This is a genomic window from Pseudovibrio sp. SCP20, assembly GCF_057774105.1.
On record NZ_JBYMDH010000001.1, the window covers coordinates 46,768 to 69,660 of the forward strand.

Sequence of the window (22,893 nt, forward strand, 5' to 3'; positions counted from 1 at the left end):
ATCTACAATTCAGTGATCTTTGTATTTAGAGGGGCCACGCTTTGTTTGGTCTTCTTGCGAGAAGCAGAAAGATAAGCAGATACAACGCATTACTGGGTCCGTCTTATCTCTCAGTTCTCGCTAAGAAGTTTCGGTGTTCTTGTGGGAACTAAGAAAACACCCTGAGTAAAATGTGGCAATCTTGGGAACTTGTACCGTCAAATTACGGGGCAAAAATTGCAGGAGTGTTCTCGATAAAAGACTCACTGTAAAATCTACGCCTTTAAAATCAGCACCTGCTGAAACACCTATTTTTCCAGCTTTCCTGACAATTCCCCCTGCATAGATACCGCCAAAAGTGTGAGGCAGGGCGTGTGTACGAAAGGGGATAATGGGATAATTTCCGTAAGGGAAGGAATCTCCCTGCTTTCTGAGGGGGCAATGCTGGTTAAGAGAACCAAAGTCTCTCAGAAGCTCTCAATCACAATAGCTTAGGCAGTTTCTCAGCTAAGAAATCAAAGAGCAGCTTGATACGCGGAATTTGCTTGAGGGTATGAGGGGAGGCCAGCCAAACGGGCAAAGCAGGTAAAGGGTCTTCCAGTTCAAGGCGAACAAGGCTGTCATCTTCAACGCCAATTCCGATCTGCCCAAGCCCAACACCGCACCCAGCTCGCACCAGCTCCCAATAAGTCACCCTGTCATCACACCGCACGCTGAAGAAGTTCCGGTCAACCTCCAACCCGGCCTCCTGCATGCCGCGCAGGATCAGGTCAGATCGGTCATAACCAATCCAGTCCAGCGCAAACAGGTCCTCTCTGGTCTTGGGCATGCCAACACGTTCAAGGAACGCCTTGCTGGCGAACAGCCCCAGTGGCGTCTCACCAATCTTCTTGGCCACGATGTCCAACTGGGTTGGCGTAAACATGCGCACAGCTATGTCTGCTTCCTGAAACAGCAGGTTCTGCGCATCATCAGAAGGCACCAGATCAATCTGGATTTCAGGATAGGCCTGCCGAAACTCTGCGATCAGCTTGGGCATCACGTAGTTGGAAATCACCTGACTGGCCGTAACGCGCACAGAGCCCGCAAATCCGCTCTGCTTGCGCTCTTCCGCATGCAGCAGAAACTGAGCCGCCGCCGCATGCATCGCTTTGGCATGGGGCAGCAAGGCTTCACCATCTTCCGTCAACCCAAGCCCGCGTTGATGACGATAGAACAGGGAGACGCCCAGTTCTGCCTCAATGGCTTTCACCTGGCGCCCAATGGTCGGCTGGCTCTGGTTCAGCTGTTTGGCCGCTGCTGAAAGGCTACCGGTCTCCGCCACAGCCACAAAAATGCCGATCAGATCCCAGGAAAGATGATGTAAGATGCTATTCATAATTGAATATCATATCTGCATTTCAATCGAATTTACATAGCAAAGAAAGCGCTTACTATCATAGTCAAAGAGGATAAAGCAGGAGCCAGATATGAGACCTGTCGCTTTGATTTTAGGGGCAACCGGCAGATTTTCCAGAAACATGATTGAGCAGCTGGAAGCAGCTGGCTGGGAAACCCGCAAGTTTGATCGTAAGACGCAAAACATGGCGGAAGCAGCCAAAGGCGTGGACGTCATCGTCAACGGGGCTAACCCACAATACCCGCAGTGGAAGCGGGATGTATTGCCCTTCACTCGCCAGGTGATAGACGCCGCAAAGCAGTCTGGCGCGACCGTGATCATTCCGGGCAACAACTACTGCTTCGGCCCCAACATGACATCGCCCATCGGCCCGCAAACACCGCACAACGCCACCAATGAGCTCGGTCTCATCAGAATAGAGCTGGAGCGCCTCTACAAAACATCAGGCGTGAAAACCATTCTGTTGCGTGCCGGAGACTTCATCGACACCTCTGCCAGCGGAAACTGGTTCGATCTCATCATGGCGACCAAACTGGGGAAGGGAAAATTCATCTATCCCGGAAAAACAGATTCCCCGCACGCATGGGCTTATCTGCCAGATATGGCACGAGCTGCAGTCCAGCTTCTGGAAATGCGGGATCAGTTGAACACATACGAGGACATCTCCTTTCCCGGCTACACTTGGACCGGTGATGAGATGAGCAAAGCCCTCACTGCTGTTACCGGCCAGACGATCACCATCAAGAGCTTCAACTGGTGGATGATCCGCCTGAGCCAACCATTCTGGCCCTTAGCAAAGCACTTGCTGGAAATGCGCTACCTTTGGGATGTGCCGCACTGGATGGACACAAAGCGCTTTGAGGAACTGCTCCCTGACTTTCAGGCGACACCGGAACAGGAAGCCTTAAAGCACGCCATCGCTCACCTGCCAGCCTTCCCGATGAACAAGCCGATCCCGCTCAACCAGCACAAAAGAGCTGCATGAGAAACGCACTCAAGTGGCCTCCAAGAGTTTACAGAGGCAAAGCCGACAGGATATAACTGGACATTCCATCCTGATATATTTGCGGCGTTTGCCTCTTGGAATTTTGGAGTGCTCTTTGACCTTTAAACTTGGAATTCTGGAAGTTGGCCGACCACCTGAAAATCTGAGCAAGACCTTCGGTGATTACCCGTCAATGTTCGAAACGCTCTTAAAAGAGCAGGGGGCCGACTGGCATTACATGTCCTATCCTGTGGTGGATGGTCAGTTGCCTCAAACCGTCCATGACTGTGACGGCTGGCTGATCACAGGCTCCAAACATGGCGTCTATGATGACCTTGAGTGGATCGACCGGCTCAAAACCTTCCTGAAAAACGCCTATGACGAGCACGTGCCAATCGTCGGCATTTGCTTCGGACACCAGATCCTCGCAGAAGCGCTGGGCGGTAAGGCTGAAAAGTCAGACAAAGGCTGGGGCTGCGGTGTCTTCACCTACTACGTTCTGGAGAACCCAAGTTGGGTACCGGAAGGCCTGACCAGCTTCTCCATTGAGGCCTACCATCAGGATCAGGTGACCAGATTGCCGGAAGATGGGGAGGTCATCGCGTCCTCCGACTTCTGTGAGTTTGCAGCCATTGATTACAAGGGCAGAGCGTTCACGCTGCAGGGACACCCGGAGTTCAATAAGGACTATTCAGTGGCCCTCTTCAAAGAACGTCGCGGCGATACACTGCCGGAAGACATTGCCGATCATGCCATCGCATCCTCTGATGCACCCATGCAGATCAGCGAAGTCGCGCACATGATCGTAAACTTTATTCAGCAGGCAGCCGTGCGAGAAAAGCAAGAAGGGCACTAACCAAAACCTGCGTTGTCTTGGGGGCTTGGGGGAGAACCTTAAGTCCCATCAGGGATGTACATGGCTATTTCGCAAGGCTTTCTTCACGCCAACGACAAGGCAGGTGAATACCCTGCCTCCTACTACACCGCGACTGCAAACAAGCAGTTCTCCTTTCCAGTACTGGAAGGAGAGCACTCCTGCGATGTTTGCGTTATTGGCGCAGGCTACGCTGGTCTTTCTTCTGCATTGCATCTGGCTGAGCGTGGCTACAAGGTTCACTTGCTTGACGCGCACCGTGTCGGTTGGGGCGCTTCTGGACGCAATGGCGGACAGCTGGGAACCGGGCAACGCAAGGATCAGGATGAACTGGAAAGCCTCGTCGGGCTGGAGCGTGCAAGGGAACTCTGGACCCTAGCTGAAACCGCCAAATCTCTGGTCAAAGATCTAATTGCCAAACACCAGATCGACTGTGATCTGAAACCCGGCATTCTCCATGCCGACCACAAGCAAAGCTACGTCAGTCACAGCAAAGCCTATGCTGAAAAGCTTGTAAGCACCTACAATTATGAGCAGATCCGCTTTGTAGATAAAGCGGAAATACAAGAGTTGCTCGATACAACGGCGTATCACGGTGGCACGCTGGATATGGGCGCCGCACACCTCCATCCCCTCAACTTCGCATTGGGTCTGGCAGAAGCCTGTCAAAACGCAGGTGTCCAGATCTTTGAGAACTCAGAGGTGTTGGAAGTCCAGAAAGGGGAACCAGCCAGACTGAAGCTTGCCAACGGTCAGGTCACTGCCCGCTATGTGGTCTTCGCGTGCAATGGCTACATCGATAGCCTTGAACCACGCGTGGCATCACGGGTCATGCCCATCAACAATTACATCATTGCCACAGAACCGCTGGGCGAAGACCTCGCCAGATCTTTGATTGCCAATGATGCAGCCGTGGCGGATTCCCGGTTCGTGATCAATTATTACCGCCTGTCCGCAGACAATCGCCTGTTGTTTGGGGGAGGGGAGAGCTACAGCTTCCAGTTCCCACAGGACATCAAGGCTTTTGTGCGCAAACCCATGCTGCAGATCTACCCGCAGCTGAAGGATGTGCCGATCGAATACGGCTGGGGTGGTACGCTGGGCATCACGCTCAACCGCATGCCGTACTTTGCAAAACTCGCCCCCAACATGCTCAACGCTAGCGGCTTCTCCGGCCACGGTGTCGCCATGGCAACACTGGCAGGCCAACTTATGGCAGAGGCCATCGACGGGCAGGCCAGCCGGTTCGATGTGATGGAAAAAGTCCCAACCCACGTCTTCCCCGGTGGCCGCCACCTCCGCTGGCCCCTCATGGTCCTTGGCATGCTCTACTACAGCCTGCGCGATAGGCTGTAGAACGCGTTAGACTGGGATAAAAACTTCCCGCACGGATGAACTTCTGGCTGTCTCAGCTCCATCCGTTTCATCCAGAGCCTGATACTGATGCGTATCAGCAGAAAATACTTTGCCCAAACCGTGGTACCCGGAAACTTCCGGCTGCTCGAAACCAGCTTTTTTCAAGTCATTCGCCAGTGCTTGTGCAAAGGACTGCTCCCGCTCCACTTCTATAAACAGGAAGCTCTTTACCTTTGTCTCAGAGGCAGCTTTTAGGTCTTCAGGAGAGAAGGATTTCGGCAATCGGGCATCTGCGCTGTGACAGGAGCTGACCCGAATATCGCTGAAGGACTTTTCCAATCCTCCCTTCGCCAGCTGCTGGGCAATATCCTTGGACCATGCAACTTCCCAGCCTTGCTCCTCGGGCCCCGTTTTTGAGGTGATACCCTCTTCACCTTGCCGACCATGTCCCACAAGGTAGAGTTTATCCTCTTTGGTTTTCAGATTGCCGAGTATTCCGGTCTCTTCGTTGCTGATTACCTTCACACGCAGCAATGCATCTGCCCGCCATGCATGATCACTTGCCGCCTTCAGCATGTCCTCAAACTTGTTTGGGCCGACAGTCGTTATAAAGCCTGTCTCGGAGAGATCATTTTCTGCCATGTAGGAATTGAAGCCAGAAGCAAGATCACCGGCTTCTTTGTAATTCTTTTCAGCCAACTCATGTTTGAGTACTTCAAACTTCGCCTTGTCAGCGTTTGTTGCGACAATGAGCGATCTTAGCTCTTTGCCGGCATTAAAGCGCGAAAGGTTGGTACCGGAAACCATTTTCAGAACATCATCTGACACAAACGGAGCATAGAAGTATCCCGTCTTGCCTTCGTGAGCGGCTTTAGTGCTCTCGTTGGCGACTTCCGTCTTTGTCGTCGCAGAACTGATGTTCGCGTCCTGTTGGATCTGCCCGCTTGAAACAGCAGGCGGTGAAGAGCTGGCATTTGAAATAGGCATGGGGCACCAAAGTTATCTGTTTGATGCCAACCATAGATGCCTACCTATACGTGTGTTGTGATATTTGAAACATCCAGCTTGCATGATGGGACCAGTGCACTCTGAGCTTTAAGAGGAGCAAGCGACAAACGCCTAACTCTTCTCCAACTCTTGCTCCATTTCCGGCTTGTCCAGATAAAGCCGCTGGCGCTGATAGAGTTTGCCGTTCACCTCAACCAGCAGGCCTTGCCTGCGCAATGAAGCCACATACTTTGCCATGCCGCGTCGGCCTTTCTTTTCAAAGAACGGCAGAATGCGGGGCATCAGGTTGGGCAGCAGCATGGCCAGTCGGGTCAGCCAGGAATCGCTGGCTTTGGGGTAGCGCTCCAAACATGGCCTCTCCAGATGCTTCACGAACTGATCTGCTACCACGCTGGGCGACTGCGGCTCATCGATGAAGTTGAGCACACTGCCACCTTCCAACGCTTCTTGACGCAGCATGTAAGTATCTGTGGCTGTGGGCAGAACGCAGCTCACTTTGATGCCGTGCAGGTCTTCATCCAGCGCAAAGGAAAGCATGGCACCACGCAGACCGAATTTGGTCGCCGCATAAATCGGTGTTTCCCGAAGCGGCTGAATACCGCCAAGCGAAGTGGTCGTGATGATGCGTGGATCATCCCCCTTCAGCAGATAAGGCACAGCCAACCGGCTCAGCACCAAAGGAGCGACCATGTTGATGGCGACCTCCTCTTCGATGCTTTCTGGCGTGCGCTCATGAAAGCGATCAACCTTGGTGATCGCCATGTTGTTGATGAGAACATCCATCACGCCAAAGTTCTCTTCCACCTCGCGTAAAAGACGCTCCATCTCATCGCGCTGTGTCAGATCCCCCTCAAACACATGAACCCGCAGGTTATCCAGCCGGGCTTGAAGCTCTCGGGCAGCGCGGCCATTTTTGTCTGCCAGAACGAGGTTCATACCCCGCTCATGCAAACGCGTGGCGATGTGTCCGGCGATGTCTCCACCACCTCCGGTGATCACCGCCGTTCGCCCTTGAAAACGATAGGTGCTCATGCAGCAACCTCCGCCTTCTTAGCAGTTTGAGCTTGCTTGGATTTTGGCACTGCTCGCTTGAACCGAATGTCCTCCGGGAACGTCCATCCCATCCGTTGATAAAGCTTCTTCACATACTTGGTGTGCGCTACCGCATCGCAGTAGCCTGCATGCCGGTCCGTTTTCAGGAAGTGAATGCCACCGGAAAGATCAGGTGTTTCGCTTCTGATGATCGCCTCCAACTGGCTGGCACGGGAAGGATCATCTCTCTGATCCTTCAGATAGTTGGCGACCAGCCCGGCCATGTAGTCAAACCTCTTGTAAGCGCCGGAGTTGGTTTCAATGTAGCTGATGCCAAATAAGTTCTTATGCTCACGCGAAGCAGCCTGAATGAACATCTTGGGCCGTCCGCCTTCATAGCTGAAGTAGTCGCCCGCAAAATCCAACTGCTGGTTATAGCCGGTTGCACAAAGGATCAGGTCAATCTCTTCCCGGCTGCCATCCTTGAATACCACGTATTTGCCATCCAACTGATCCACATCCGGCTTCACCGTCACATCCCCGTGCTGAAGCGAATGCACCAGCTGGGTGTTGAGCAAGGGATGGGTCTCAAACAGCTTATGATCTGGCTTAGGTATTCCAAACCGCTGCAGGCTGCCGTTGAACATGCGCAGCAGTAAGGTGAAGAAAGGCCTGATCAACCAAACTGGTAGATCAGGCCCACCATCTGCAAACACATCAGCAGGCATGCCAAACACATGTTTGGGAATGATGTGATAGCCACGCCGCATGGAAATGAAGGCCTTTTCGCCCATCACACCCGCATCACAGGCAATGTCACAGCCAGAGTTGCCAGCTCCGACCACCAACACCCGTTTACCGTCAAACTCACGAATGTTCTTGTAGGTCTGGCTGTGGCGGATCTCGCCATCAAACGAGCCCTTCAACTCGGGCATGTTGGCCTGCCATTGCGAGCCTGTGGCACACACCACAGCCTTGTACTCGCGGCATTCGCCGTTAGAGAGCTGAACCTGCCAACGATCATCCTTGGTTTTGGTCAGCTTCTCAATCTTGGTTGAGAAAGTGATTTTCTCCCGCAGGCCATAAGCCTCTGCGAAGTCATGCAGATACTTCAGGATCTCTGAGTGTTTAGGGTAATCCGCGAAATGATCTGGCATCGGAAAATCAGCAAAGCCAGACAAGCTGCGAGAGCTGATGAAATGCGCGCTCTCATAAATCGCAGTGCCTTCGTGCTTAATGTCCCAGAGACCGCCCACATCCGGGTTTGGGTCAAACTGATCCCACTCAATGCCGTTGTGCTGTAATGCGCGGGCCATCACAAGCCCCGCCGGGCCTGCACCTGCAATGCAAACCGCGTCACCTCTATCAATAATCTCCACCGTTCCCTCCCCGAACTGTGAAAGGCTTACCTTAGGGGAAGATTGAGGTGGATTAGAAGGACATATACGGACGTAGGGCGGACATTTTCGGCCATATCTTGCGGTCACTCCCGTGTTTCCGCTAGCATGAGCGTGGCGGGAGGGGACATGCAGACGGAAAATCATCAGTTGGCCTTGTCAGATGTGGCACAGCGCTCAAAGGTGCCACCACACTTGCTGCGCTACCTGCTGCAAGAGCTGGAGCAACGCGGCATTGCGGCTGAAAAAGTCCTGCCATACACGGTGCTGGACCAGTACAGTGACCCGACAGCCTTCCTCTCACATGATGCCCGTCTGACCTATCAGCAAAGCCGCCTGATCATCCTGAAAGCACTTGCTTTGACGGGTGACGAAAGCCTCGGTCTGGCCGTTGGTCATCGTCAATCCATTACCTCACTCGGTCTGGTCAGCCTTGGCGTGATGGCAAGCGCAACGGGCAGAGAGGCACTGGAGTTAGGCATCCGGTATCACCGTCTCACCGGCAGTATGCTGGAAATTGATCTGGAGCCATCATCCAGCAATGCCCTCACCATGATCGCCCGCAGCCGCTTTCATGAACCTGTGCTCCTGACGTTCTTCGTTCAGGAACTGTTCGCGGCCATGGTCGGCGTTGTCCGCTTCACCACAGGAAGTAAGCAAGCGATCAATCGCATCGAGATGATGCAGACACCGCCAGAAAAGAAAAGCCTCTTTCAGGACGCTCTCGGCCCATCCGTCATACTCGAAGCTCCACGCAATGCCATTGAGTTTGATGCAGACCACCTGCAACGACCCTTGGCAACTGCGGACCGGTTTGTTTTGCATGAGGTAGAAACACTGCTGGCTGGCATGATGCAGGAAGAAAGCACGCGTCTCGACTTCCTCAAGTCTGTCGAAGAAGAAGCCCGCCGCCGATTGAAAAACAACCCATCCATCGAGGAAATTGCGGGTGTTTTCTCTATGAGCGAGCGTAGTTTCCGCCGCAAACTTTCAGCCTCTCAGGTCTCCTTCCGGGACATCCTCTCCCAGATCCGTCAGTCTCAGGCCATGGAGTTGCTTCTGTGGTCTCGCCTGTCCTCAGAGCAGATCGCAGCGGAGTTGGGTTACTCTGATCCAAGGGTGTTTCGCAGGGCTTTCAAGCAGTGGACAGGGGAGACACCCAGTCAGTTTAGAAAGTCCGCAACTCAACTGTGACGAGTACATACCGCACCAAAAGTTCCATTGGGTCTCTCAACGTTATTTAATATTCTCCGAAAATTCCCTATAAAGGCGCAGGGGACACATGTTGCAATGCGCAATTCTGAGGGGCGATGCGCGCCTTTCAGTGAGGTAGCGCAAGGACATGCCTCTGAAAGCACAGGCAAAAATCGAAACCCAATAATAATAACGCGTACTCAGGAAATGTGCTGACAGACTGGCAGCAAGTGCGTGGGATAACAAAGGATACAGGCAGTTCAAAAGCTCTGAGCAAGGGCCGGCTGCTTTGGATGAACGAAACGGGCACCTAAAATCATGTCTCATACATCTGCAATTCGGCGGAAAACCATTAAAGACATCATGAAGGCGAAAGGCCATCACAAGCTGGTCTGCCTCACTGCCTATACTGCGCCAATCGCGCAGATGCTGGATGAACACTGCGATCTGCTGCTGGTGGGAGACAGCGTTGGCATGGTGCTCCACGGTCTGCCAGATACAACAGCCGTCACGCTGGATATGATGATCATGCACGGCAAGGCCGTTATGCGTGGCTCTCAGAATGCCCTTGTTGTCGTTGATATGCCATTCGGTTCTTTTGAGGAAAGCCCGCAGTCTGCTTACCGCAATGCGCTGCGCGTGATGCAGGAAACTGGCTGTCAGGCTGTTAAGCTGGAGTATAACTCCGCAGCTCCTGAAACCATCCGCTTCCTCGTGGATCGCGGTATCCCTGTTGTCGCTCATATCGGCTTGCGCCCGCAGTATCTGCATGTGGAAGGCGGCTACAAGGTTGCTGGTAAAAACGAAGAAAGCCGCCAGGAACAGCTGGAATGTGCACGTCAGGTTGCTGAAGCAGGTGCGTTCTGCGTGGTGGTTGAAGGCACCAAAGACGAAGTTGCTCGTGAGATCTCCGACAGCGTGCCAATCCCAACCATCGGCATTGGCGCCTCTGTAGACTGCGACGGCCAGATCCTTGTGACTGATGACATGCTCGGCATGTTCGACAAGACACCAAAGTTCGTCCGCAAGTATGCAGAGCTGAAATCCCAGATCGAGCTGGGCGTAAAGGCCTTCGCGAATGATGTGCGCCGCGAGCAGTTCCCGGCTGCTGACGAAACCTACTAAGACCGCTCAGAACCGCTGGGAAGAGCTTGTCTCTCAGCGGTTTTACCCCCTAAAATCCATAAATGTTTTGGGGCTGCACCCACATGATAGTGTGCAGCTGCAGGCATAAATCGGCTTGGGGGATCGAATGGTGCTTATTCTGGTTCTGGGAGTTCTGTTAGCTCTGGCAGCCCTTGCTGCCTACACCTTCTGGGGTGTTCTCAAGATTCAAACCCCCACCAACGGTCCTTCCATCAAATCAGAAGGTCGTCGTGGCACGGCGCTGCTGATCATTGATGTGCAGGCCGACTTCACCAAAGAAACAGGCTCCCGCAAATGGGATCCTGATTACCTGCAATCCCGCCTCGATCAGATCAATGCACTGGCCGAGCTGGCCAAGCAAAAAGGCTGGCCAATCATCGCCATCCGGCATGTCTATCAGGGGTGGTACACCAACTTTCTGGTCCGCTTGCTGGGAGGAGGGCTGGGAGCACAAGGCTCTGATGGCCTCCAGATGGACCCACGCGTCACAGCAAAGCCGGATCTGGATATTGAAAAGTCCAAGAGCGATGCCTTTGGCGAGCCGGAACTCTCAGTATTTCTGAAGGCCCATCAGGTTGATCATTTGATCCTCACCGGTCTGGACGGCAACGCCTGCGTGAAGAACACAAGCATTGGCGCACTCAACAGAGGTTACCGTGTAGAACTCTGCGATCCAGCAATCCTCGCCTACAATCAGAAAGCCTGGGAGCTGCAGAAAGAAGCACTGCAGGAAATGGGTGCAGCTGTCTCCCACGACATCGCTGAAAACGCCGCAGATGCTGGAGCTGAGAAAGATCCAGCCTAGTCGATCAGATTACCGTTCTTGTCAAAGAACGGGTGTCGCCCACCAAAGTCACCGATAAAGCTCAGGTGATTGATCAGCTCGCCTCCGGTCCAGCGGAAGATCCGTACCGCTGGCGGGTCCATCACAAAGCTTGGTTCTCCATCTGGCTCCAGATCAAGCGTCACCTGATGACCTGAGGCAGGGCAAATGCTCACCGGTATGCCGTTTTTGAACACCTCAATTGCCCGATGAACGTGCCCACAAGCAATCTGCAGGATTTGTGATTGTCCGGTGACAACAGGCCAGAAGTCTTCCTCAGCACGCATCAGCATGATGTCATCCATGTGTTCAATGCCGGTTCTGAAGGGAGGATGATGCATGAACACGAGTGTAGGCTGATCTTTGTGCGCTGCTAGCTCTGCGCGCAGCCAGGCCTGCTTATCTGCATCAAAATGCCCGTCATGTTTGCCCGGAATGGTCGTGTCCAATCCGATGATCCGCAGACCATCCTTCTCAATAGAGAACTGCAGTGCGCCTTCATTGGTCAGGTAGTCATGATCTGCAAAAGCTTCGCGCATCGCATCCCGATGATCATGGTTGCCGGGGATCACATAAAACGGCATCTCCAGCTGATCGATCTCCTGCCGAAACAGCTCATACTCATCTGCATTGCCCAGATCCACGAGATCGCCACTGATCACCACAAAGTCCAGCCGGGGTCGAAACGCGTTCAGATGTGCCACGGCTTCGCAAAGATGAGAGAGCGTATCAACGCAGTTGTAGGCGAACTTTCCGCCAGCTTTGATGTGAATGTCGGTGAGCTGCGCGAAAATCATAGATGCTACTCCAAAGAGATAATCGGAATGATCGGTAAAACCAAAACAACGGCAAGGCCGCCTTCAAGAAATTGGGCTGCTGACTAATCTTTATTGCCTCAAACAACAAGTGAACTTTTCATGACAGGCGGAAGGTTGCAAGGCGTCAATAAGAACAATTAGGAGGAGAGGTTGATCTGTTCCTCTGTCAGGACGAGGCGTTGCACGTATATGAGCATCTGCTTGATTTGCTCATTTTCGCCGGTTTTGAGCAATAAAATCGCCTAACTGCGGGTTTTGACGCATTGAAAGGATTTTTAAAACATATCACAGTACACCCCTGAAATATGAGAGGCGAATTTTCGGGAGATGTTCGACTCCAGATAGTTTCGAGCCGTAGCGGAGGAGGAACCGCGAGCGGTTCATTGGGAGAAGGGCGTGCTATGGGGATAGCACGCCCTTATTTTTTAAAAAGTGCCTCTCAAAAAGCCTAAATGATTAGGCTTCTCAAGGCATAAGAGACCACCGTCACGGAAGCGACGCCTGCAATCCAAAGGGCTGCAAACCATAGCAAACGCTTCCAGAGGGGGAGCTCGACTTCACCAGTCTTGTCAGAGGTCATCAGTGGTAACCCTCCGTTGATTTAATCTTGCCGCGGAACACGTAGTACGCATAAGCCGTATAAGCGAGGATCATCGGAATTAGGATGACCGCCCCCACAAGCAGGAACTTCAGACTGCTGTCAGGTGCAGCTGCTTCCCAAAGCGTGTAAACGTGTGGCACCACATAGGGGAAGATGTTGATCCCCAATCCCACATATGTGAGCAGGAACAGCACCAGTGAGGCGAGGAACGGCGTGTAATCCGCATCGCTCATCAGTGCACGCCATAAGATCAGCGTAGTGATCGCAACAAGAAGCGGAACAGGGAATGTGTAAAGCAGATATGGGAAGCTGAACCACTTCTCCATAATGCTCTCATTGATGAACGGCATCCAGATGCTCACCAGTAAAAGGAAAGCGATCAGTAGCAGAGCTGCGTACTTTGACACGCGGCGGAAATGCGCTTGCGGCACACCTTCCAGCTTCATAACCAGCCAGGTTGATCCCAGTAGGGCGTAACCGGAAACAACCGCAAAACCAGTCATGACGGAAAATGGCGTCAGCCAATCCCACCAGCCACCGGCATAGGTGCGGTCTACCACTTCAATGCCTTGCACCAAGGTACCAAGCACCAGACCCTGACAGAACGCCGCCACGATGGACCCTGCAAAGAAAGACAGATCCCAGAACGGCCTGCGTTCAACAGAGGATTTGAAGCGAAACTCAAAGGCCACACCACGGAAGATCAAGCCGATCAACATGCCGATAATCGGTGCATACACCGCAGGCATGATGACCGAGTAGGCCAGCGGAAACACCGCAAACAGGCCGCCTCCACCAAGGATGAGCCAGGTCTCGTTACCATCCCATACAGGGGCAACACTGTTCATCATCAAAGTGCGTTCATCTGCATCTTTGGTGGTTGGATACAAAATCCCGATACCAAGATCGAAGCCATCCAGCACAACATAAGCGAAGATCGCAACGGCTATGAGAAAACCCCAGATAAGCGGATAATCAAGCATCATGAGAACGATCTCCCTCATTTGGTTGAAGGGCTTGGGCAGGTGTAATGCCCGCAGTTCTGACTGGAACGCCTTCTTCGACGCCCAGGCTTGCGTCCGGTGACTTCGCCATGGCTCGGAAGATGTAGAAGATGCCTACACCAAAGACGATGAAGTACACCGCGACAAACACCACAAGCGAGGCCCAAACAGCGGGCGCTTCAACAGGCGAGACCGAGTCCGCCGTTCGGAGCAGTCCGTAGACCGTATAAGGCTGACGTCCAACCTCCGTTGTTGTCCAGCCCGCTATCACCGCGATGAAGCCCGCAGGACCCATCACCATGGATGCGCGCTGTAACCACTCACTCTCGTAAAGCCGACCACGCACGCGGGACCATAGACCCCACAAGCCGACCAGCAACATCAGAACACCAATGCCAACCATGATACGGAAAGACACAAACACGATCGCTGCAGGTGGCCAGTCTTCCCGAGGAAACTCATTCAGACCCGGCACAACACCATCAAGGCTGTGGGTCAGAATGATGCTGGAAAGATACGGAATTTCCACCTTGAACTTGGTCTCGCCAGCTCCCTCATCCGGCCAACCAAACAGGATCAGCGGAGCAGGGCCTTGCGAGTCAAAGTGGCCTTCCATGGCAGCCACCTTGGCAGGCTGATGCTCCAGAGTGTTCAGGCCATGATAATCACCGGCAATCATCTGGATTGGGGTCACCACCACGATCATCCACATGGCCATGGAAAACATCACCTGTGCGGACTCATTAAAGCGATTGCGCAATAGGTGATAGGCGCCCACCGCACCAACCACAAAGGCAGTGGTCAGATAAGCAGCCAGTACCATATGCACGAGCCGGTATGGGAAGGAGGGGTTGAAGATAATTTCCCACCAATCCGCAGGTACAAACTGGCCAACGTCATTCATGGCGTAGCCAGCAGGTGTCTGCATCCAGCTGTTCACGGAAAGGATCCAGAAAGCGGAAAGGGCAGTACCGATGGCAACAACCACGGTGGCGAAGAAGTGGAGCTTCTTGCCAACCCGGTTCATACCAAACAGCATGATGCCGAGGAAACCGGCTTCTAGGAAGAACGCCGTGAGCACCTCATAACCCATGAGCGGCCCGATGACCGATCCGGTTTTGTCTGCAAAAGCAGACCAGTTGGTGCCGAATTGATACGCCATGACGATGCCGGAAACGACACCCATAGCGAAAGAAAGGGCGAAGATTACGATCCAGAACTTGAAGACCCGTAAGTATACATCACGTCCTGTCCATAGCCATAAGCCTTCAAGCACAGCAAGAAAACTTGCCAGACCTATAGTAAAGGCAGGGAAAATGATATGGAACGCGATTGTAAAAGCAAATTGGAATCGAGCTAGATCAACTGCTAAACTGTCCATGTGACCACCTGTCGATGGGATGTGCTGATTTCAAATCATGGAATTCCGTAGCGGAACACTGTTAATAATTATGTTTTTTCCGCGATCCATGACCAGTGCACCCCAAAAGATAGGGCACTTGTCTTTGCTGTAGTAACTGTTTCCTTGAAAAAGTGAGTTGCATTCCGACCTATGCGCTATGCAAAGTGTCGCATAATTTTTGCTTATGCCCGATCCAACGCGGCACTATCCAGTTTTTATTAATTCTAATTCTAATATCTGGTTTTGCCTTGGTATGAAGGCTGCACAAACCAATAAAGCAGCAGCAACTCTCCGAGAATCGGTATGAAAGCGATCAGTAACCAGAACCCGGATCGGTTGCTGTCATGCAGTCGCCGCACAGCCACCGCCAATGAGGGCAGGAAGAATGCGATCGTCAGAATGGAGCTGAGCGGAGCACCATCCTGAACGCTACCAGCGGGCAACCCCAGCGTGGGAGCAATGACGAAATTATCGATCAGATGGGCTGCGATCATCACAATGAGAACGAACAGGACCCACCACCAATACTCTGAGCGAGGCGCCCGCCCAGTGAACTGCACATACTTCTTGAAACAGGTTCTGATGGCGCGTTCAAAAGTCATCCTGTCCTCACACCGTTATTTGTCTGTTTGCGTGACTCAGCATCTGGGTGCCTAAAAGCAGGTTCAGCAACAATCACTGAGATGCTGCACGGCTACTGATATTTGACCTGCACAGTTTGTCGGGATGGTAAGACGTGCAGATAAAACAAAAACGCCCAACCAATAATTGGCAAGAACCAGAGAAACAGCCAGAAGCCTGAATAGTTCACGTCATGAAGGCGGCGAACGCCCACAGCCAGACCGGGAAGTAGAAGAGCTGCTGAAACAATCATGCCAATCGGGCCGGATGAATGTTTATTATCTGGTGGGATCTGCTCAAAAACGGACTCCAGTATTAAGGCATCAAAGCCGGCGGCAAGAAGGCTCATCACAACACTGAAGAGAACCCACCACCAGAACTCTGCACGTGTAGCCCGGCCATAGAAGTGAGCGTATTTTTTGAAACAGGTTTTGATGGCGTCTTGAAAGCTAACCACAACACCCTCCTTTTTGCAGGAAAGGCTAGAGCGGGCTTTCTCACCAGAAAGTTGAAGGCATAGGCCAAATGCAAAACAGGAGAGCAAAGAACGTGTCCTTACTCTCCTGTTTGTGATTGTTTGCTTAAGCAGAGCTTATTGCTTTAGTTGGTACTGAACCGTTGGCGCAAAGCTGCACCCCCCGCAGGAGCTGCCACAGCTGCTGGAGGAAGCACTGGAAGAACAGCCCACTTCCTCGATCCGCCCGAGGGCCTTCAACTGAGAGACCATAGCCATGGCAAAGTCACTTGGGATATTCATATCCTGAGCGATCTCGCCAACAGTGGCACCGCCTCGTTTTGCCAAAACACCTTCGATCCGCTGCAACATTTTATTCTGCTGCCTCCAGTGCCGCGCGCTGTGCAACAGTGCTTCCTGCCTTTTGGCGCATGAAAACAAGGACACCTACGACGGCAGCTAACACTACGACAATCCAAATTGCAGAGGATGTTGGATGACGCGCAAAAGTACCGATCTGGTAAGCCAGAGAAGCGCCGGAGTAGGCGAGCAGGGTGGTCCAACCGGCTGCAAACAGCGCCCAGTTACGGCCAACTTCACGCCAGATGGTTGCCAAAGCTGCAGTACAAGGAATGTAAAGCAGAACTGCAATCATATAGGCAAACGCGCCAACCTTGCCATCAAAGTGCGCAGCAAGTGCGGTGAACAAGCCAACTTCAACTTCCTGCTCTTCAGCAGCAATAGAGTAGCTGGAGGTATCACCAATATCGATCCCGAGCGGATCAAGCATCTGAGAAGTCAGATCTACAATGCTGGTGGCGAAGGTGTTGATCGCGTCCTGAGCGGTCTCCAATGGTGCGGGAGTGCCGCCTTCCTCATCTGTGGTGACATAAAGCGTCTGCAAGGTGCCAACCACGGCTTCTTTTGCAAAGATGCCAGTCACCAGACCAACAGTTGCTGGCCAGTCATCTTCACTCAGCCCCATTGGTGAGAAGATCGGCGTGACCTGTTTGGAAACAACAGCAAGCACAGAGTTGCCATTGGCTTCATTGCCAACGTTTCCTTTGAAGTCCACGGAGTTCAGGATCGTCAGCACAGCCACCACAGTCACAATGATCTTACCAGCACCAAACAGGAAGATCTTCAGGCGTGTCCAGACCAGCTTCATCACCTGCACAAACTGCGGCATCTGATAGGTTGGCAGCTCAATAGCAAGGCTGGTGGACTGGCCTTTATAGAAGGAGTTGGACAGCGCCCAGCCTGTAAAGATCGCAACGCCCACACCCAGCAGATACAGCGCAAATACGATGTTCTGACCGTTGACCGGGAAGAAAGCAGCCGCAAACAGAGCATAAACCGGCAAGCGAGCGCCACAGGACATGAACGGCGCCATCATGGAGGTCACAACACGCTCACGTTCTGTTTCCAGCGTACGGGTCGCCACAACCGCTGGCACGGTACAGCCAAAGCCCAGAATAAGCGGCAGGAAGGCGCGGCCAGGCAAACCAATCCGGCGCATCAGCCCATCGGCAACCACTGCTGCACGAGCCATATAGCCGCTTTGCTCAAGGAAAATCTGGCAGAGGAATAGTATACCGACGATAGGGGCGAACGTACCGACGGTTTGTAAACCTCCGCCAATTGCTGTGATCAGCATTTCCAGCGCACCACCTTCAAGCCCAACTGCGTAAAGCAGGCTCAGTGGTGTCTGGATAAACAAGGCGTCTCCCAATCCATCAAACAGGTCAATGAAGTAGGAGGAAACATTAATCGCGATGAAGAACATCGCATACATCGCACCAAGGAACACAAATGGGCCAGCCCATTTAGAAAGCACAAAACGGTCAATCTTGTCCGAGAAGCCGCGTACATCCTGCGGCTCAGGCAGTTCCATCAGCTGTGAAAGCGAGTAGGCGCGGTTGAAGTAGCTCGTCGCCATCACCAGTTCGGTTGGGTCTTGCAGACGGAGCTCACACTTTCTGGAAACATCCAGTGCCTTTTCCAGAACTGCTTCCGGAACCATCTGACGGGCCAGCTTGTCACCTTCCATCAGGCGATGAGCCAAAGGCATGGACTGGGATGACAGCTCAGGAGCCAGCTTCACGATCTCTTCCGCAAGCTCTTTGACAGGCTTGATCAGATCAAACGGATCCGTCAGCAGGCGAGAAGGAGCCTCAGGGGAGCGAACCGCCGTAGACAGCTCATCACGCAGACCTGCCAGAGAATGCTCGTCATGAACTGAAGTTGCGATAACAGGCATGGCCAGCGCAGCAGAAAGGCGATCCGCAGCGGCCTGTAAAACACCAGCAGGCCACAAATCTGCTTTGGTCAGCACTGCAACAATTGGCACATCAAATGCTAGTGCCTGAAGCAGAATGGCAAGAGAGCGTTCCAGCGCAATTGGATCAAGCACAACAGCCAGAGCGGCTGGGCGATCAGACAAAAGCGCCTGACGGGTAATACGCTCGTCAATGCGGTCATCTTCAGGAGAGGAAAGGGTGGCCACACCTGGCAAGTCCAAAAGGGCCAGATCGATACTCTGTGTTTCACAAATGCCGGTTTTACGATCAACCGTAACACCCGGCCAGTTGCCGATGACCTGACTACGGCCTGTCAGCTTATTGAACAGGCTGGATTTACCGGAGTTGGCTGTGCCGAGCAGATGGACTTGAGGCTTGTCATCGCAGCGACAAGAGGCGGTATCGTGACAGCTCATTGGCTGACCTCTTCCACCAAAATGGTGTCAGCCAGATCAACACCAACAGCAACGCGCTGCGAACCAATGGAAAGGATACGAGCCCGTGAGCCGCTGCCTTCAAAAATGGTAAGCGAACGATCACTGGTCAGACCAAGCGAGCGCAGTTTTAGGGCATCCGCCCGATCTCTTCCAAGGCGAACGACTTTCAGCTCAACACCAGCACGCGCTTCGGTCAGCGGCTTAGCCTGCACAGGTGGAACGAACGTTTCGCGGTAGGGTGCGAAGACTTCTTTGTGGGGTGCTTGCTCGAATGTTTCTCTGGCTAGCAAAGACATCTACGTCTCCAAAAATCTTAGTTCTTGAAGACATGGAACTGCAATTGCGAATGACTTGCATTGACAGCAATCAATTTTGCAAGCGTCGTCGTTAACTGAAAAGCTCAGCTATCACTTTGTAATTCCTGTAAAAAATGGAATATCAGAGAGCCGGTTCCAGTCCGGTCACGCTACACGCTTGTTCTAAAACAGCTTCTTTGGATTTGCTGCTGTCCAGCTTGGCCCAGTGAATCTCGCCTAAGTCGTAGGTCTGCTGCAAGCGCACCACCTCTGCATCCGCGTCCGATGCGTCGCCGTGTCGCGCATCAACGCGGTTGATAAGCGTCTCAACGTCAGCTTCCAGCCAGATCCCGATAAACTCAGCATTGGTTTTCTTGGCAAGTTGCTCAATTGAGTCTCTCTCAGCGGGCTTGCCATAAACCCCATCAATGATCACCGAGTGCCCGGCGGCCAAAACCATCTCGGCCCGTCGCAGCAGTTCAGCATAAACCTTCGCGGAAAACTCTGGTGTGTAGGTCTCCTTGCTGGCCTTATCCGCTTCACCAATCTCCAGCATCTCTTTTCGGATAACATCTGTCCGCAAATGCACCGCACCGGGCATACGCCCCAGCTTAGGCGCCAGTCCCTGCGCAAGTGTCGTCTTACCTGTTCCAGACAATCCACCAATCACGCAAAGAACCGGAGGTGTAGGTGCCAGGGCTCTCTGGCAGATCCTGAAGTACTCCTGCGCCTGCCCCTCAGTCTTCAGGCGCGTTGCACCTTCCTGGTGCAACGAAGCAGCCGCACCGATTTTGGCGCGGATAGCAGCACGCATCATCAGATAGAACCGCAATACGCGTATGTCTTCCAGATGTTTGAGTTCGTGTGTCTGCTGTAGGTAAGCATTGAGCACCACATTCGCCGCTTCAGGCTCTTTCCGCTCACAAAGATCCAGCAGCAGAAACGCCAGATCGTACAGCACATCGCCAGTCGCGATCGCATCATCAAACTCAACAGCATCAAACAGCAGCGGCTTTCCATCATGCATTACGATGTTGGCCAGATGTGCATCCCCATGGTTGAGCCGCACAAGCCCATGTTCGCCGCGCTTCAGTATAATGCTCTCAATGAACGTGTGTTCTTCTCGCGCTGCTTTATCGAGCGCGATCACCTGATCTGCTGGAAAGAACTGAGGGAACTCCTGAAACGCATCAAGGTTCTGATTTGTATACGCCAACAGATCATCAATCCACGGCTGCGCTTCCCGCTGTGTTGTCCGGCTGTGGGCATCTACCATCAACTTGGCAAGATCAAGAGCCAACTCCCGGCTGATCCCCTTTTCCTCAGCAACTCGGTCTAGCCCAAGGTGCTCGTTGAAGCGGTTCATGTGAACCACCCACTCCACAACGTCCCCATGACCGGCAAGTTCCAGAGAACCATCCCGCTCCAATGTAATGGGCAGGGTGCTGCGGTAGATCTGTGGTGCGTACTGGCTGTTGAGTCGGATCTCCGCTTCACACGCGCTTTTGCGTTTTTCAAGACTGGAGTAATCGAGGAACGGGAACTTCACATCCCGCTTCATCTTGTAGGCGTCATTCCCAACAAGAAAAGCAATGTTTGCATGCGTATCGATGCGTTTGACCTCTTGCCCCCTGTGCGCATCGGGGGAAGTGAAGAAGCCAATGATATCGCTTTGGGTCAGGGTATCCACGTCAAAACTATCAGCGGTCATGGGTCCATCCATCGAAACTGCGCAAATCTATAGGTGTTGTGCACCTTCAGGCTGCAATTGCCAATCTATCAATCGGGCTTAGGAGGTATTCTAGGGCTATGGATCTTTTGTGAAAGTGAAAAGCAAGGGTAACTCAATAAACTACTCAATCTGTCATGCAGGCTTCATCATTCTCACTGGGATTTGCCCAGTTCATTCCGTCTCGGAATAATAAAGAGAAATACTGCAGATTTTCACGAGCGCATATTCCGCGTATCTTCGCCCCCAATCAAATTACGACTGGAGTGAGGGATGAGCCAGACAAAGCGGACCGGTGGTCAGTTAATCGTAGATGCGCTGGAAGATCAGGGCGCAGAGCGTGTCTTCTGTGTGCCGGGTGAGAGTTATCTTGCAGTTCTGGATGCGCTGTACGATGCCTCCATTCCAGTAACCCTGTGCCGTCAGGAAGGCGGCGCGGCCATGATGGCTGAGGCTTGGGGCAAAATGACCGGTAAGCCGGGTATCTGCATGGTGACCCGTGGTCCGGGTGCTACCAACGCCTCTGCGGGTGTCCACGTGGCACAGCAAGACTCCACACCGATGATCCTATTTGTGGGGCAGATCGCACGTGATATGAGAGAGCGTGATGCCTTTCAGGAGGTCAACTACCGCCAGATGTTTGGCAGTATAGCCAAATGGGTTGCCGAGATTGATCAGCCAGACCGTATTCCGGAAATGATCTCTCGTGCCTACCACGTCGCCACGTCTGGCCGTCCGGGCCCTGTGGTCCTGGCTTTGCCGGAAGATATGCTGATAGAACTGGCTGAAGCGCAAAGCGTTCCAGCTATGGGCCCAATCGAAACTCACCCATCGCAACATCAGATGGAAGAGTTCCGCGAGCTGCTGGAAGGTGCCGAACGCCCATTCTTCATTCTCGGTGGCTCCCGCTGGTCAGAAGAAACCTGCGATACTTTCAGAGCCTTTGCTGAGAAGAACAGCCTGCCTGTCGGCGCATCCTTCCGCCGTCAGATGCTGTTTGATAATGGACACGCATGTTATGCGGGTGATGTTGGCATTGGCATCAACCCAAAGCTCAAAGCTCGCATCGAAAACTCTGACCTTATCGTGTTGCTCGGAGACATCCTCTCCGAAATGCCAAGCCAGTCCTACTCCATGCTGAACATTCCTGTTCCTGCTCAAAAGGTGGTGCACATCCATCCGGGTGCAGAAGAACTTGGCCGCATGTACCTGCCAACGCTAGGCATCAATGCAAGTCCGGCTGGCTTCTGTGAAGCTCTGTCTAAGATGGATATGAAACAGCAGGCGGGCTGGCAAGCACAGGTTGAAGAGGCTCATGCAGATTATCTTGCATGGTCAGGTGCTCGCCCGAAAGTGACCGGTGATCTGCAGATGGCTGAAGTTATGGAGTGGATTGAGAACAACCTCGACGACACCACCATCTTCGCCAACGGTGCAGGCAACTACGCCACATGGGTGCACCGCTTCCATCGCTTCCGCAAATACAACACCCAGCTCGCACCAACTTGCGGTTCCATGGGCTATGGTTTGCCAGCCGCTGTCGCAGCTAAGCTGAAGTTCCCCGAGCGTGATGTTGTTTGCTTCGCAGGTGATGGCTGTTTGCAGATGACCATTCAGGAGCTGGCAACCGCAGCGCAGGAAGGGGCCAACATCATAGTTGTTGTCGTTGATAACGGCATCTACGGCACCATCCGCATGCATCAGGAACGTGAATACCCGGGCCGCATCAGCGCAACTACTCTGCAAAATCCAAACTTCGCTGATGTGGCAAAGGCCTATGGCTACCACTCTAGCACAGTGAAAACAGCAGATGAGTTCGGCCCTGCATTCGAAGCTGCAAAAGCAAGCGGCAAGCCAGCCCTGCTGCACCTGCATCTGGATCCGGAAGCAATCACGCCAATCCGCTCGCTGACAGAAATCCGCGAAGCTTCAATGGCGACGAGTTAAGCCGAATATTGCGGAGGCGATGGTTTACTGCGCATCTCCGAAAAGTGGGAACCGGTTTTCGGATAAAGATACGCAATTTTAAAAGCGAAAG

The 22,893-nt window shown here is 53.0% G+C and carries 21 protein-coding genes; 7 read left to right on the plus strand and 14 right to left on the minus strand.

Features of this window, described 5'->3' with window-relative positions:
- Positions 1 to 460 precede the first annotated feature (460 nt).
- Positions 461 to 1,357 carry a LysR family transcriptional regulator gene (locus AC3CB2_RS00215; RefSeq protein ID WP_352931665.1) on the minus strand — a complete coding sequence of 299 codons (897 nt, stop codon included), beginning with the start codon at positions 1,355 to 1,357 and terminating at the stop codon, positions 461 to 463.
- A gap of 91 nt (positions 1,358 to 1,448) precedes the next feature.
- Here AC3CB2_RS00215 and AC3CB2_RS00220 point away from each other — a divergent pair, with 91 nt between their 5' ends.
- The 3 genes from AC3CB2_RS00220 (at position 1,449) to AC3CB2_RS00230 (ending at position 4,593) form a co-directional block, all read left to right on the plus strand.
- Positions 1,449 to 2,363, plus strand: coding sequence for a Rossmann-fold NAD(P)-binding domain-containing protein (locus AC3CB2_RS00220; RefSeq protein ID WP_352931663.1), 915 nt, complete (start codon positions 1,449 to 1,451; stop codon positions 2,361 to 2,363).
- Between the two features lie 115 nt (positions 2,364 to 2,478).
- Positions 2,479 to 3,219, plus strand: coding sequence for a glutamine amidotransferase-related protein (locus AC3CB2_RS00225; RefSeq protein ID WP_054785257.1), 741 nt, complete (start codon positions 2,479 to 2,481; stop codon positions 3,217 to 3,219).
- 60 nt (positions 3,220 to 3,279) lie between these two features.
- A complete protein-coding gene (locus AC3CB2_RS00230) occupies positions 3,280 to 4,593 on the plus strand; it encodes an NAD(P)/FAD-dependent oxidoreductase (protein ID WP_352931661.1) in 1,314 nt (437 codons plus the stop codon).
- Between the two features lie 6 nt (positions 4,594 to 4,599).
- Here the strand turns inward: AC3CB2_RS00230 and AC3CB2_RS00235 are convergent, their stop codons facing one another.
- The 3 genes from AC3CB2_RS00235 to AC3CB2_RS00245 form a co-directional block, all read right to left on the minus strand.
- Positions 4,600 to 5,580, minus strand: coding sequence for a hypothetical protein (locus AC3CB2_RS00235; RefSeq protein ID WP_352931659.1), 981 nt, complete (start codon positions 5,578 to 5,580; stop codon positions 4,600 to 4,602).
- 132 nt (positions 5,581 to 5,712) lie between these two features.
- Positions 5,713 to 6,633, minus strand: coding sequence for an SDR family NAD(P)-dependent oxidoreductase (locus tag AC3CB2_RS00240; protein WP_352931657.1), 921 nt, complete (start codon positions 6,631 to 6,633; stop codon positions 5,713 to 5,715).
- Positions 6,630 to 8,012, minus strand: a complete 1,383-nt coding sequence (locus AC3CB2_RS00245) for a flavin-containing monooxygenase (RefSeq protein WP_352931655.1) — start codon at positions 8,010 to 8,012, stop codon at positions 6,630 to 6,632. The genes AC3CB2_RS00240 and AC3CB2_RS00245 overlap by 4 nt, the downstream gene beginning before the upstream one ends.
- 147 nt (positions 8,013 to 8,159) lie before the next feature.
- Between AC3CB2_RS00245 and AC3CB2_RS00250 the strand changes: the two genes are divergently transcribed.
- The 3 genes from AC3CB2_RS00250 to AC3CB2_RS00260 all read left to right on the plus strand — a co-directional run bounded on the left by AC3CB2_RS00250 (position 8,160) and on the right by AC3CB2_RS00260 (position 11,175).
- Positions 8,160 to 9,224: an AraC family transcriptional regulator gene (locus tag AC3CB2_RS00250; RefSeq protein WP_352931653.1), complete on the plus strand. Its 1,065-nt coding sequence runs from the start codon at positions 8,160 to 8,162 to the stop codon at positions 9,222 to 9,224.
- A gap of 318 nt (positions 9,225 to 9,542) precedes the next feature.
- Positions 9,543 to 10,349, plus strand: coding sequence for a 3-methyl-2-oxobutanoate hydroxymethyltransferase (panB, locus tag AC3CB2_RS00255; RefSeq protein ID WP_352931651.1), 807 nt, complete (start codon positions 9,543 to 9,545; stop codon positions 10,347 to 10,349).
- A gap of 127 nt (positions 10,350 to 10,476) precedes the next feature.
- Positions 10,477 to 11,175: a cysteine hydrolase family protein gene (locus tag AC3CB2_RS00260; RefSeq protein WP_352931649.1), complete on the plus strand. Its 699-nt coding sequence runs from the start codon at positions 10,477 to 10,479 to the stop codon at positions 11,173 to 11,175.
- Here AC3CB2_RS00260 and AC3CB2_RS00265 read toward each other — a convergent pair.
- The 10 genes from AC3CB2_RS00265 to AC3CB2_RS00310 form a co-directional block, all read right to left on the minus strand.
- Positions 11,172 to 11,990 carry a phosphodiesterase gene (locus AC3CB2_RS00265; protein ID WP_352931647.1) on the minus strand — a complete coding sequence of 273 codons (819 nt, stop codon included), beginning with the start codon at positions 11,988 to 11,990 and terminating at the stop codon, positions 11,172 to 11,174. The two genes, AC3CB2_RS00260 and AC3CB2_RS00265, sit on opposite strands and share 4 nt — an antisense overlap.
- A gap of 469 nt (positions 11,991 to 12,459) precedes the next feature.
- Positions 12,460 to 12,591, minus strand: a complete 132-nt coding sequence (locus AC3CB2_RS00270; RefSeq protein WP_014284191.1) for a DUF2474 family protein — start codon at positions 12,589 to 12,591, stop codon at positions 12,460 to 12,462.
- Positions 12,591 to 13,598 carry a cytochrome d ubiquinol oxidase subunit II gene (gene cydB / locus AC3CB2_RS00275; RefSeq protein ID WP_041768084.1) on the minus strand — a complete coding sequence of 336 codons (1,008 nt, stop codon included), beginning with the start codon at positions 13,596 to 13,598 and terminating at the stop codon, positions 12,591 to 12,593. The genes AC3CB2_RS00270 and cydB overlap by 1 nt, the downstream gene beginning before the upstream one ends.
- Positions 13,588 to 14,997 carry a cytochrome ubiquinol oxidase subunit I gene (locus tag AC3CB2_RS00280; protein WP_352931645.1) on the minus strand — a complete coding sequence of 470 codons (1,410 nt, stop codon included), beginning with the start codon at positions 14,995 to 14,997 and terminating at the stop codon, positions 13,588 to 13,590. Before AC3CB2_RS00280 ends, cydB begins: the two co-directional genes overlap by 11 nt.
- A gap of 251 nt (positions 14,998 to 15,248) precedes the next feature.
- A complete protein-coding gene (locus AC3CB2_RS00285; protein WP_075700240.1) occupies positions 15,249 to 15,620 on the minus strand; it encodes a DUF805 domain-containing protein in 372 nt (123 codons plus the stop codon).
- 92 nt (positions 15,621 to 15,712) lie between these two features.
- A complete protein-coding gene (locus AC3CB2_RS00290; protein WP_208609032.1) occupies positions 15,713 to 16,096 on the minus strand; it encodes a DUF805 domain-containing protein in 384 nt (127 codons plus the stop codon).
- A 135-nt stretch (positions 16,097 to 16,231) separates the two neighbouring features.
- A complete protein-coding gene (locus tag AC3CB2_RS00295; RefSeq protein WP_054785251.1) occupies positions 16,232 to 16,465 on the minus strand; it encodes a FeoC-like transcriptional regulator in 234 nt (77 codons plus the stop codon).
- A gap of 1 nt (position 16,466) precedes the next feature.
- Positions 16,467 to 18,809: a ferrous iron transport protein B gene (feoB, locus tag AC3CB2_RS00300; protein ID WP_352931642.1), complete on the minus strand. Its 2,343-nt coding sequence runs from the start codon at positions 18,807 to 18,809 to the stop codon at positions 16,467 to 16,469.
- Complete coding sequence (locus AC3CB2_RS00305; protein ID WP_083417033.1) at positions 18,806 to 19,126, minus strand: FeoA family protein; 321 nt, start codon at positions 19,124 to 19,126, stop codon at positions 18,806 to 18,808. Before AC3CB2_RS00305 ends, feoB begins: the two co-directional genes overlap by 4 nt.
- Before the next feature lie 142 nt (positions 19,127 to 19,268).
- Positions 19,269 to 20,837, minus strand: a complete 1,569-nt coding sequence (locus AC3CB2_RS00310) for a bifunctional aminoglycoside phosphotransferase/ATP-binding protein (RefSeq protein ID WP_352931640.1) — start codon at positions 20,835 to 20,837, stop codon at positions 19,269 to 19,271.
- A 291-nt stretch (positions 20,838 to 21,128) separates the two neighbouring features.
- On the opposite strand from AC3CB2_RS00310, the gene AC3CB2_RS00315 reads away from it, so the two are divergent.
- Positions 21,129 to 22,802, plus strand: a complete 1,674-nt coding sequence (locus tag AC3CB2_RS00315; protein ID WP_352931638.1) for a thiamine pyrophosphate-binding protein — start codon at positions 21,129 to 21,131, stop codon at positions 22,800 to 22,802.
- Positions 22,803 to 22,893 lie beyond the last annotated feature (91 nt).

Coding starts and splice junctions, on each gene's coding strand:
- AC3CB2_RS00215 (WP_352931665.1), bottom strand. CDS start 1,357: ATGAATAGCATCTTACATCATCTTTCCTGGGATCTGATCGGCATTTTT.
- AC3CB2_RS00220 (WP_352931663.1), top strand. CDS start 1,449: ATGAGACCTGTCGCTTTGATTTTAGGGGCAACCGGCAGATTTTCCAGA.
- AC3CB2_RS00230 (WP_352931661.1), top strand. CDS start 3,280: ATGGCTATTTCGCAAGGCTTTCTTCACGCCAACGACAAGGCAGGTGAA.
- AC3CB2_RS00235 (WP_352931659.1), bottom strand. CDS start 5,580: ATGCCTATTTCAAATGCCAGCTCTTCACCGCCTGCTGTTTCAAGCGGG.
- AC3CB2_RS00240 (WP_352931657.1), bottom strand. CDS start 6,633: ATGAGCACCTATCGTTTTCAAGGGCGAACGGCGGTGATCACCGGAGGT.
- AC3CB2_RS00250 (WP_352931653.1), top strand. CDS start 8,160: ATGCAGACGGAAAATCATCAGTTGGCCTTGTCAGATGTGGCACAGCGC.
- panB (WP_352931651.1), top strand. CDS start 9,543: ATGTCTCATACATCTGCAATTCGGCGGAAAACCATTAAAGACATCATG.
- AC3CB2_RS00260 (WP_352931649.1), top strand. CDS start 10,477: ATGGTGCTTATTCTGGTTCTGGGAGTTCTGTTAGCTCTGGCAGCCCTT.
- AC3CB2_RS00265 (WP_352931647.1), bottom strand. CDS start 11,990: ATGATTTTCGCGCAGCTCACCGACATTCACATCAAAGCTGGCGGAAAG.
- AC3CB2_RS00270 (WP_014284191.1), bottom strand. CDS start 12,591: ATGACCTCTGACAAGACTGGTGAAGTCGAGCTCCCCCTCTGGAAGCGT.
- cydB (WP_041768084.1), bottom strand. CDS start 13,598: ATGATGCTTGATTATCCGCTTATCTGGGGTTTTCTCATAGCCGTTGCG.
- AC3CB2_RS00280 (WP_352931645.1), bottom strand. CDS start 14,997: ATGGACAGTTTAGCAGTTGATCTAGCTCGATTCCAATTTGCTTTTACA.
- AC3CB2_RS00285 (WP_075700240.1), bottom strand. CDS start 15,620: ATGACTTTTGAACGCGCCATCAGAACCTGTTTCAAGAAGTATGTGCAG.
- AC3CB2_RS00295 (WP_054785251.1), bottom strand. CDS start 16,465: ATGTTGCAGCGGATCGAAGGTGTTTTGGCAAAACGAGGCGGTGCCACT.
- feoB (WP_352931642.1), bottom strand. CDS start 18,809: ATGAGCTGTCACGATACCGCCTCTTGTCGCTGCGATGACAAGCCTCAA.
- AC3CB2_RS00305 (WP_083417033.1), bottom strand. CDS start 19,126: ATGTCTTTGCTAGCCAGAGAAACATTCGAGCAAGCACCCCACAAAGAA.
- AC3CB2_RS00310 (WP_352931640.1), bottom strand. CDS start 20,837: ATGACCGCTGATAGTTTTGACGTGGATACCCTGACCCAAAGCGATATC.
- AC3CB2_RS00315 (WP_352931638.1), top strand. CDS start 21,129: ATGAGCCAGACAAAGCGGACCGGTGGTCAGTTAATCGTAGATGCGCTG.